This is a genomic window from Myxacorys almedinensis A (assembly GCF_010091945.1).
Lineage (GTDB): Bacteria > Cyanobacteriota > Cyanobacteriia > Leptolyngbyales > Leptolyngbyaceae > Myxacorys > Myxacorys almedinensis.
The window spans coordinates 123,468-134,288 of sequence record NZ_WVIE01000015.1 but is presented as its reverse complement, the minus strand read 5'-3'; the positions used below and the strand labels follow the sequence as shown (position 1 = coordinate 134,288).

At 48.8% G+C, this 10,821-nt stretch carries 8 protein-coding genes; 3 read left to right on the top strand and 5 right to left on the bottom strand.

Going from position 1 to position 10,821, the window contains the following annotated elements; all coding sequences use genetic code 11:
• Positions 1-157: 157 nt before the first annotated feature.
• Positions 158-865, bottom strand: coding sequence for a hypothetical protein (locus GS601_RS14155; RefSeq protein WP_162423932.1), 708 nt, complete (start codon positions 863-865; stop codon positions 158-160).
• Between the two features lie 380 nt (positions 866-1,245).
• On the opposite strand from GS601_RS14155, the gene GS601_RS14150 reads away from it, so the two are divergent.
• Positions 1,246-4,395 carry an AAA family ATPase gene (locus GS601_RS14150; RefSeq protein WP_162423931.1) on the top strand — a complete coding sequence of 1,050 codons (3,150 nt, stop codon included), beginning with the start codon at positions 1,246-1,248 and terminating at the stop codon, positions 4,393-4,395.
• A 210-nt stretch (positions 4,396-4,605) separates the two neighbouring features.
• Here GS601_RS14150 and GS601_RS14145 read toward each other — a convergent pair whose 3' ends face one another.
• The 4 genes from GS601_RS14145 to GS601_RS14130 form a co-directional block, all read right to left on the bottom strand.
• Positions 4,606-4,944, bottom strand: a complete 339-nt coding sequence (locus GS601_RS14145; protein WP_162423930.1) for a P-II family nitrogen regulator — start codon at positions 4,942-4,944, stop codon at positions 4,606-4,608.
• A gap of 297 nt (positions 4,945-5,241) precedes the next feature.
• Positions 5,242-5,823, bottom strand: a complete 582-nt coding sequence (locus GS601_RS14140) for a hypothetical protein (protein ID WP_162423929.1) — start codon at positions 5,821-5,823, stop codon at positions 5,242-5,244.
• Between the two features lie 331 nt (positions 5,824-6,154).
• A complete protein-coding gene (locus tag GS601_RS14135; protein ID WP_162423928.1) occupies positions 6,155-6,955 on the bottom strand; it encodes an alpha/beta fold hydrolase in 801 nt (266 codons plus the stop codon).
• Positions 6,956-7,040: 85 nt separating this feature from the next.
• Positions 7,041-7,769 (bottom strand): lysophospholipid acyltransferase family protein, encoded by a 729-nt coding sequence (locus tag GS601_RS14130; protein WP_162423946.1) that lies wholly within the window; start codon positions 7,767-7,769, stop codon positions 7,041-7,043.
• Positions 7,770-8,432: 663 nt separating this feature from the next.
• Here GS601_RS14130 and metG point away from each other — a divergent pair.
• Both metG and GS601_RS14120 read left to right on the top strand, forming a co-directional pair.
• Positions 8,433-10,040 (top strand): methionine--tRNA ligase, encoded by a 1,608-nt coding sequence (metG, locus tag GS601_RS14125; protein WP_162423927.1) that lies wholly within the window; start codon positions 8,433-8,435, stop codon positions 10,038-10,040.
• A 78-nt stretch (positions 10,041-10,118) separates the two neighbouring features.
• Entirely contained in the window at positions 10,119-10,736 is a 618-nt protein-coding gene (locus tag GS601_RS14120) for an NYN domain-containing protein (protein ID WP_162423926.1), read from the top strand.
• Positions 10,737-10,821 lie beyond the last annotated feature (85 nt).

The following is a 10,821-nucleotide window of genomic DNA, read 5'->3' as shown; positions in this document are numbered from 1 at the left end:
CGAAGGAATTTTACAACTCTTTCAAACGTAGTCTCAGCTTTCTTTTTGCGCTACCTTCCGTTCGTCGAACTCACGTTGGTTTTAAGCAGTACTGAATGGAAACCGAGGTAGACCGAAGATAGCCGTACTCTCGGTTACTCAGAAGCCAAATCTCGTTTTAGTAAGCGTTTAGCGCGATCGCTGAGTTGAGGCGTAATCTCAAATTGCTTGGATTAACCACAACCACTTCACTTTGATTGCGTCCTAGCAGTAGACCACCCAAAGCGCCAACGCCCGTTCCGATCAAAATTTTGCCTGCCGTGATTCTTTTATTGCCTGTGATGCCAGAGATGAGAGTTGCCGCACCCGACCCGATTGCCGCCCCTTTGAGTAGCGCATCGGTGCTAACGCCGCGACGAATTGTTTCTCGACGAGTCTCAACGTTTGAAATTGCGTCAATGCCTTGACGGGTTCCGTTTGGGAAAATCAGCGTTCTGGCAACAAATTGCGTTCCGTTTTGAATCGGCTGGAATTCCCCTTCAAGTTTACTGCCTGCGGGAATAAGAATAGTGCGATCGCGGTCATTGTTGCGAAGGTTGACCGGAATCGTTAGCGTTGTCTTTAACGTTTCATTGGGCGCAACCACAATCTTTTCCGCTTGCTCGTAGCTCACTGGAAGCGTTGTCCCAGCAGGAATTGTGACTGCACCAGAGTAAATAGGCGAAGGGGTAGATCGCGGCGCAGATGGGAAGAGTTGCGCTAGGGTCTTGGGTGCGGGCGCGGCTGTAGCGGAACCCATCAGCGCGATTGGCACCAGAGCAGTCGATGACATACCAACGGTCAAGGCAAGAGCAGTACTAGTTTGAAGTTTTTTCAGGTTCAGCATAGGAGGTCTCAAGATCAGCCTGGTGGCGGTTACACTGATTGACTACAGAACTTGACTCTAGAATAGGGAAATGAGTTCCTTCAGCGCTTGAAGAAATAATATTTTCTAAAAAGCATCCTCACGGTTAGGGCGCTAGCGGGGGAGTTAGCATTTCGTCAAAACTATGCACACAAAACTATGCACACAAAACTATGCACACAAAACTATGCACAATAGAAGCACGGTTATGTTTATCTCAGTGTTAACCATTCAAGGCGATCAAGCAGATTCAAACCCTCTTACAAATCAATCCTTTTAGCGCTTACACTCAATAAATAAGAAAAATAAGAGTGCTGGTGTACTCTCGTGCATTCGTACTGGGCTTCTTCTGTTTTCCGCCTATGATTCCTCGCTCTCTCACACTGAGAAATTTTCTGAGTTACCGCGAAGCAACGCTCGATTTTCGAGGGCTGCATACGGCGTGCGTGTGTGGAGCAAATGGAGCAGGCAAATCATCATTATTAGAGGCGATCGCTTGGGCAATTTGGGGAGAAAGCCGGGTGTCTTCAGAAGACGATGTGATTCATATCGGGACGAAAGAAGCAACGGTTGAGTTTATCTTTAGCCTCCATCAACAAACCTATCGAGTCGTGCGATCGCGCCATCGATCTCAGGGCGTTTCCCTAGAGTTTCAAATTGCTCAAGACCCCGATGGCTCCCAGTTGCGATCGTTGAGCGCCAAGACGATTCGAGCGACGCAGCAACTTGTTTTTGATCATCTTAAACTCGACTACGACACCTTCGTCAACTCGGCATATCTCCGCCAAGGACGCGCCGATGAATTCATGCTGAAGCGCCCTGCCGAACGCAAACAAATTCTGGCAGACCTGCTGAAATTGCAGCAGTATGATGACCTCGCGGAACAATCGAAAGACCAGTCGCGCCAGTTTAAAGGACAAGTTGAACTGCTCGAACGAAACCTGGCTTACACTGAAGCCCAGTTGCAGCAGCGAGGTGCGATCGCCCAAGAGCGCCTTGAGCTAGAAACAGTGCTTCAGCAGATGCAAGCAACTCAAGCCGCCAGCACAGAACACCTCCAGCACCTGCAAGCCCAGCAGCAGCAACGCCAGCACTATCAGCAACAACTCACATGGCAACAGCAACAGCAACGTAACCTGAGTCAAGATTGCCAACGGTTGCAGAAAGAACTTGCCCAAGCGCAACAGCAACAGCAAAATTTAGACATTGTGTTGAGTCAAGAAGGCGCGATCGCAGCAGGCTATAGCCACTGGCAAACGCTGCAAGCTCAAGAAGAAACCCTCGCCACTAAATTTCAGGCGCATCAGGTGGCTCAAGCGCAACGTCAACATTATCAGCAGCAGCAAAGTGAAAAACTCAACCTGTTGCACAATCAGCTTCAGCAGCTTTGTACGCAAGATGCCGCGTTTGAAGAACAGCTACAGGAGATTGAGCGATCGTTAGCAAAAGAAGCCGAAATTTCGGCAGGGGTCAGCCAGTTGCAGGAGGCGCGATCGCAACTGCAACGGCTCGATCAGCGCCAGCTTGAAGCAATGCCTTTGCTGCAAAGACGGCAACAGCTTCAGGCAACCTTCGATCGCGCCTCAACTCGGCTATCGGCTCGGTTAGACGAACTGCGAACCTCTCTCCAGCAACTGCACCCTCACCAGCAACGTCAACCCCATCTGCAAAAAGCGGCTGTAGAGATTGCCCTTCGTATCGAAGAACTCGAAAAATTGCAAGCGTATCAAGAGCAAGTCCGCGATAAAGGGTTAGAGCGACGGGCGTTTATGGAACGGCTCCAGGCTCAACAACGGAGCTATGAAACTCAGATTGCCGAAATCGATCACAAAATTCGACTTTTGCAAGCAGAACACCTTCCCAGCCAAGCTATTGAAGGACATCAGGGGGTTGCTTCAGAGTGGCGCGCCACGGCAGAAGGGGCTGATGCACAAACCGTAACGGTCACTAAACTTAAGCCACTAAACCTGCACCCTCAACCTTTCCCACCTTGCCCATTATGCAGCCGCCCATTAGATGAGCATCACTGGCAGTTGGTGCAGCAAAAGCACCAGGAGCAGAAACAAGAGGTGCTTGCCCAAGTGTGGGTGGTGCGCGAACAACTCACCGTGTCTGAACGCGAGATTCAGGTTTTGCGGCAAGAGTATGTGGAGATCGACCAAAAATTGAAACACTATGGGCAGACTCTAGAGCGGCGTGGGCAACTTCAAGAGCAATTACAAACAACCGCAGAGGTGCAGAAAAAACTAGAGCAACTGACGGCAGAAGCGATGCAGGTTGACTCAACGTTGAAGTCTGGAGAGTTTGAAAAAGATGTACAGCAAGAACTAGAGTTGCTCAATCAGAGTTTGCAGCAGATCAACTACGACGAGCGAGATCATGCTTTAGCGCGAGGAGCCGTCGATCGTTGGCGGTGGGCAGAGATTAAATTTGTGGAAATCAAGCAGGCGCGAAAGCGGCAAGAGCAGATCGCTAACCGACAGCCAGCCCTGCGATCGCAGATTACCACCCTTGAGCAGCAAATTGAGGCACTAAAACACCATCTGGCGATCGCCCTAGCAGAGCGCGATCGCCAAATTGCAGACATTGGTTATAACCTCGATCAGCACAACGCCATCCGCACCGCATTGCGAAATGCCCAATCGTGGCAGCTTCGCCATCAAGAACTGCGCCAAGCGCAACAGCACTATCCTCAAGCTCAGCAGCGATCGCAAGACCTCTCTCAAACTCTACAAGTCCGGCTCAACGATCTGACAACAATTACGCATCAATGTCAAGAATTGATCCGCTATTTAGAGCAGACTCCAGATCTGGCATCCCCCATTCACACGGTGGAACAACAGATTCAGCAACAAAGGCTCCAGCTTGATCAACACATCGTTCAGCTAGGGCGAGTGCAGCAGCAGCAGCAGCAGCAAGAAGCCCTGAGCCGAGACTATGAAGCGCTGACGATGCAATTGCACACCGCACGGCAGCAGAGCCGCGTCTATCAAGAACTTGCCCAGGCATTTGGTAAAAATGGCATTCAGGCACTGATGATCGAAAACATCTTGCCGCAGCTTGAAGCCGCTACCAATCAAATCTTATCTCGCCTCAGCGCCAACCAACTCCACGTCCAGTTTGCAACACAGCGTGCCCGCCATGCCAAGTCTAAAATCACAAAGGCAATGGAGACGCTGGATATTTTGATCGCCGATGCCCATGGCACTCGACCCTATGAAACCTATTCGGGAGGCGAAGCCTTTCGGGTAAATTTTGCGGTGCGGTTGGCGTTGGCGCGCTTATTGTCGCAACGAGCGGGAACGGCTCTGCAAATGCTGATTGTGGATGAAGGGTTTGGCACTCAAGATCAAGATGGTTGCGATCGCTTGATTGCGGCGATTAATGCGATCGCGCCCGAATTTGCCTGCATTCTCACCATCACTCACATGCCCTATTTTCGTGAAGCGTTCCAAGCTCGCATTGAAGTGGCTAAAACTCAAGACGGCTCACAGATCGACTTGTGCCTCTAGGTGTCGCTGTCAAGCGTTTTACATGAGCTTTTACAACCTTTGAAATAGAAGCAGCGTGGGGCTTCTGCCGTCAAGGGTTCCACTCCTACACCCTCAAACTGCTTTACCAACTTGATCGCCTCATACTAAAAAAGGCAACCCCAATCAGGAATTGCCTACCATGTCTGGAAAAGTAAAAATGTTTAGAATGAATCGGAAAGTTTGACGATCCTAAACTGCCTCGAAGTTTTTCTCGCCAGTGCGAATCCGAACGACCTGATCGACTGGACTGATGAAGATTTTACCATCCCCAATTTCCCCAGTTCTTGCGGCCACGATGATTTTGTCTACCACCATGTCTACCTGATCGTCCTCAATTACAATTTCGACTTTAAGCTTCTGCAAAAACTCGACTGTATATTCTGAGCCACGATAGCGCTCGGTTTGCCCTTTCTGTCGCCCAAAACCTCGAACTTCAGAAACCGTCATACCGACAATCCCAGCATTCACCAGAGCAATTTTGACTTCATCAAGTTTGAAAGGGCGAATGATAGCCTCAACTTTTTTCAAGCGCCTACACTCCTTATTTTTCTGCTACACCGACAGCATGACTCTATCTATCATCGTTACCCTACTCAAGTTTGTAACGAAAAATACATTTTGTGTTTAAACCTACTTCATGCGATCGCACCTAACCCAAAGTGTCTCACAATCGCAGCACTGTTTTCTTGAAAAACTATTACAGGGGGATAAACCTGTATTTTCTTTGATCAAGAAACGGCTGAAATTTACAGCGAAAACTCGTAGAACAAAAACCAATTAATCGGTCTCCGTAGAAGTTGATGAAACCGCTTTTAGGGTGAAGTTTTACTTCGAGGACGACGGCAACAACGGACGCACAATCAAGAAACCCGCCCCAAACGCTGTCACGACGATCAGCGCGATCGCAACTCCTAACCACCACCCTCCCAACGAGTTCCCAGCCGACTCAGACTCTAGTGAGACCTTACGGCGAGGTTTGCTGTCTTCCTCTGTCACCAAGGTTTCAGCCGGAAAGGGAGAATCGAAGCTAATCGACTTAGGAGCTAACGTTGGTGCGCGGAACGTTGCAGGGGCTGCCACAGGCGCAACATCTACCTTGGATAACCCCTCAAAACGAGACATGGGCTTAGAGCTATCTTGAGCAGCCATATTGACCTCCGCGAGACGTGAGACGCCAATAGCAGCTTGTCGCAAATTTAGCGCCGACTGAACGGCTTTCTCAATTTCGTGATGCAACCGTTGATTTTGCTGAACAAGCTGCTGATTTTGCTGCTTAATTGCATCTAGGGTTGTTTTAGTAGCTTGCAGTTCAGCAGTGACTTCGCGGTACAGCGAAATTGGAACCGAGGGCGCGTAAGCAGGGGGGGACGAGGGAACTGCCTGTCCGGAGTGATTCGCGTTTTGCATGGGAGAGTTTGACTTCATTGGAAAATTCGTATCAGCTTAAATGTGCAGATCTAGAGATAAGGTAAAGACCCGTGAGAGGCAGTTCCAAAATGTTGTGGTTTATAGGGTGTGCCTTGGTTTTTCTGCCCTTAGAATAGCTGCAATTACAGCAAGCAACGCGCTATTAGTCAAGTTTTTCTAAAAAAAGTTGCATTTTTCCGTGAAATTCAGGGTGTTTTAGGGTCAAGTTTAGTTCAGGACAATCCGCGCTAAGTGTATTCATTCCCTAATGTGAACCAATGATGATGAGCCACTATCTGTGAACCATCTGTGAGCCATCTGTGAGCCATCATCACACCACCGGCAACTCACTCTTCGCCTCTAAAAAACCGCTCGATTTCATCACCTCAAATAAATTTACATCCGTCTCTAGCAAGCAGGTATGCCCACTTTCTGGCAACACCACTACTTGAGCATCGGAAAACGTCTGTTTCAAGCGATATGCCTCCGTCAGCGAGGGCAGCAATTTATCTTTAGCGCTCGCCAAAATCAGCGTCGGACGCTCCAGCGTTTGCAGTTTCTCAGTTGGAATTTCAAACTTCGACAGCAGCGACATTCGCCAAACCGACGTTTTTTGCGGAACCGATCGCACCGCTTCTACCAACGCGTCGCGATCGGACTCGGAAATGCGCCCAAACGATGCCAGCAAGGGTAAAAGCGTGACTGAGGAGACCTGGTAAAGCGACTCTGGCAAATGACGGCTCAGTTGAGCGCCCCACGCAATCCAGGGTCTGCGGCTAAACGATGATGCCGGGTTGACCAAAATCAGCCGTCGAAATAACTGAGGTGCCAGCAGGGCAACTTTCATCGCCAAACATCCACCAAATGACTCACCGCATAAATAAACGGGGCGTTCCGCATAATCTGCAATCTCTGCTTCTACTAAATTAACCACTCGCTTTGCCAACTTTTCCCAACTCGTCAGATCATTCGGCGGGATCGCCAAACACCGAACATCAAATCCGGCTTCTAACCCAGCCGTTTGGGCCCGCAATAGTTGCCCTGTCCCGTCCATTCCAGGGAGAAACACAAATAGAGGCAATTCGGGCTTGAGGGCTTTGGGGGTCAGAAAGCAAGGGAGAGTAGAACGCATGACTAAAAGGGTAAAAAACGTATGGATAAAAGCACTAAGGCGTGGAATAGTATGAATGTAGGGTTCCCTGGGCGGGAGGTTCAGCTTATGAATAACATCCTTGCTGGAGCAAAGCATTGATTTCCCCATGGCAACGATCGCTGAGATCTCTGACCATTGCTTTGGCGTGTTTGCCCTGATATTTTTCGCGCTGGGTGGGGCTAATCCAGAGGGGACGCCCTATGAGCAGGTTAACATGTTGATACATAACCATGGGATGCCAGCCCTCTTGATCAAATAAGGGTTCTGACGGATCAAAAAAGCTGAGCAACCGCAAAGGAACTGCCGAATTCGTCGTTTCCGATTGAGCCGCGATCGCAACGGGCAAAATCGCCAAATCAGACACCGGAGCTTTGAGCGCCAAGTGGGCAAACCCGCGATGAAACTCTCCTACTTCATAGCGCGCTGGGCTGTGAATCATCGGCGGCGTTCCTTCCGGAAATAGCCCCACCACTTGCTGGGTTTTAAGCAACTCGGTCGCTTGCCGAAAGAAGCTCTGTTGCCGATGTTCTGCGCTTTCTAGCGGGAAGCACCCCCCCAGTTGGGTCACCACTTCGCGCATAACGGGCACTTGACCCATGTAGTGATGGCACGCAAACCGAATTGGGCGGTTGAGTGCGGTCATCAATAGCGGCGCATCTAAGAAACTGCGGTGGTTGCTCACCACTAAGACAGAGCCTTGGCGCGGCACGCGATCGCCATAGTAAGTATAGAGACGAGTGCCGATCGCGGTTAACAACAATCGGGACATCTGAAGCGGACGGTCAAAAAGCATGGAATCCAAAGCAATACCATTGAATCTGGAGATGAACTCTGAGGGACTGACAGACTTTAAACTCAATGCCCCAAACCGTCCTCACCCTGGTCTTCTCCCCCAAGAAAGAGAGCATGAGATGGATTGTCTCCTCGCTTCCGCCGAAGGAAAGATTAGAGATGAAGGCTTCGGAAGAGATGGGTCAACTTTAGTACTTTATATGTCGTAACATTGCTTTGCTAATAATATCAAGCTCCCCAAGGTACAGTTGCTACCTATTGCCACCTAAAATAGGGTCTCCCCGTTCACGCCTTAAATTAGATTAAAAAATAAATTAGATTAAAAAATCTGATCGAGCAATATTTAATTCAAGATTTAATTCAAGAAATAGTACTCCTGTACAGATCACTGGTTAATGTGACTGATAGTGTGGTTTCATAAACTAAATTTTCTAAAGTTGTATCTTTCTCAAAATTTAAGGTTTCCTGACTAATAATAAACAACGGTACTCGCTAAAATAAGCAGGATACTAAAAAGCCATAACTGGAATTGAAGTTTAGCCTTTAGGGTCATAGCGTCAACCAAGCGGTTAATTGAATTTAATTTTTTAGTGTTTATCTTTCACAAATGGTGCCCCCACAAAGAAACGTTCGGTAGATTGGGGGTTGTTTTTTTACGTTATCTATGACTTATAAAGCTGCAAGCAACGTCCCTTTTACGATCACAACGCCGCTCTATTATGTGAACGATTTGCCTCACATTGGGAGCGCCTATCCGACGATCGCAGCAGATGCGATCGCGCGGTTTCATCGCTTGCAAGGCAGACCAACACTATTTATCACCGGCAGTGATGAACATGGTCAAAAAATTCAGCGCAAGGCAGAAAGCTTAGGGCGCACCCCCAAAGAGCATTGCGATCAAATTGTCGAAGGCTTTACGTTGCTTTGGGAGCGGCTAGGCATTCGCTACGATCGCTTCATTCGCACCACCGACGAACGGCACGCCGCGATCGTTGAAGAATTTTTTCAGCGCGTTTGGGATAACGGTGATATTTACATCAATCAGCAAAAGGGCTGGTACTGCGTTTCGTGCGAAGAATTTAAAGAAGAACGGGATCTGATAGGGGATCATCACTGCGCGATTCATGTGAATCAACAAGCCGAATGGCGTGATGAAGAAAATTATTTTTTTCGCTTATCAAAGTATCAAAAAGCCTTAGAAAAACTCTACCAAGAACACCCTACTTTTATTTTGCCAGAGAGCCGCCGCAACGAGGTTCTAAACTTTGTAGAGCAAGGCTTACGAGACTTTTCCATCTCTCGAATCAACGTCGATTGGGGATTTCCGGTTCCGGTGAACCCTCAGCACACCATTTATGTTTGGTTTGATGCCCTACTCGGCTACATCACCGCCCTGCTCGAACCCGATCAGGAGCCAACTTTAGCAAATGCCTTGTCCAAGTGGTATCCGATCAATACCCATTTGATTGGTAAAGACATTCTGAGGTTTCATGCGGTATATTGGCCTGCCATGCTAATGTCGGCAGGATTGCCGCTCCCCGATCGCATCTTTGGACATGGATTCTTGATTCGGGATGGCGTAAAAATGGGGAAAAGCATGGGTAATGTCATTGATCCCGTGGCGCTGGTCGATCGCTATGGCTCTGATGCCGTCCGATATTATTTTCTAAAAGAGATCGAGTTTGGGCGAGATGGCATGTTTGACGAAACTCGATTCGTGAATATTCTCAACGCTGATCTGGCAAATGATCTAGGAAATTTACTTAACCGAACCCTACGAATGGCGCATAAATACTGCGGTGGCAAGGTTCCTGCCGTGCCCGGTGATAGTATTTCTGGGGAGAATCCGCTCAAGGCAGCCGGAGTTGGACTGTGCGATCGCGCTCACAAGGCATACAGCGCTCTCGCCTTTAGCGTTGCCTGCAACGAAATTCTTACTCTGGTGCGGATGGGAAATAAATATATCGACGATCAAGCCCCCTGGACTCTGTATAAACAGGGAAACCAAGCCGCCGTCGAGCAAGTGCTCTATGTCGTTCTAGAATCGGTGCGCTTAGCTGCCTATCTTTTGTCGCCGATTATTCCGGGGGTCAGTACTGCCATTTATCGCCAGTTGGGCTATGCTGTTGACTTTAGTAATGCACCTTTGCTAGATCAGGCGAGCACCGCTCCTAACCACGATGATTGGGGCATCTTATCGGCTAACCAACCCCTTGCAGACCCTCATCCCGTGTTTCAAAAGCTAGAGCTTTCGGGCGATCCCTCCCCTTAAATTGCTCTAGCTAAGCAACGAGTTAGGATTTGCAAATTTTTCATCAATAACATTCATAACAACTGAGGTATAGCAACTGTGTTGAACCCTATAAATCACGAACCAGAGACGGTCTTTTCACCAGAACATGTTCTTGAAAATCGGGGCAGAGTCGCGATTTTTATTGATGGTTCTAATCTTTTCTACGCCGCCTTGCAGCTTGGCATTGAAATCGACTATACCAAACTGCTTGTAAGACTCACCTCTGGCTCTCGCTTGTTGCGATCGTTCTTTTATACAGGGGTCGATCGCACCAACGAAAAACAGCAAGGGTTTTTGCTGTGGATGCGGCGAAATGGCTATCGGGTGATCTCCAAAGACCTGGTTCAGCTTCCAGACGGCTCAAAAAAAGCCAATCTTGATGTCGAAATTGCTGTCGATATGATGTCGCTCGTTGGCTCTTACGACACAGCCGTGCTGGTGAGCGGAGATGGCGATCTTGCCTATGCGGTGAATGCGGTGAGCTATCGTGGGGTGCGGGTCGAAGTAGTGAGCTTGCGATCGATGACGAGCGATAGCCTCATCAACGTTGCCGATCGCTATATTGACCTTGACAACATCAAAGAAGATATTCAGAAAACAGCGCGCAGCTATACCTATCGCCCTCTTTCTGGAATTGGTCTCGCCAGCGAGCTAGAGGATGAGCATTCGCTGTGATGCGTCTTGGGGAGCGCGTTAGACAGGCTGATCAGCCATAACCCAACCGTCCTTTAGCGCTTTTGGATTTGGCACTACCGCTTGT